At 65.8% G+C, this 278-nt stretch carries 1 pseudogene; it reads left to right on the top strand.

From position 1 onward, the window contains the following. Window positions 1-278: pseudogene (locus tag ACPYOG_RS19450) on the top strand (pyruvate dehydrogenase (acetyl-transferring), homodimeric type); the annotation flags it as partial.

Genomic DNA, 278 nt, shown 5'->3' with positions numbered 1-278 from the left:
GTTCTGGGCCGCCGCGGACCAAATGACCCGCGGGTTCATCATCGGCGCCACCGCAGGACGGACCACCCTCACCGGCGAAGGACTCCAACACGCCGACGGGCACTCCCCCCTCCTGGCCTCCACCAACCCCGCCGTGAAAACCTACGACCCCGCCTACGGCTACGAAATCGGCCACATCATCCGCCACGGCCTCGAACAAATGTACGGACCCCACCCCGAGGGCACCGGCACCGGCGAAGACCGGAACGTGATGTACTACCTCACCGTCTACAACGAAC

The sequence above is a fragment of the Leifsonia sp. HAY1-4F genome (assembly GCF_056755275.1).
The sequence above is the reverse complement of the archived record's forward strand: the minus strand, read 5'-3'. Positions and strand labels throughout refer to the sequence as shown.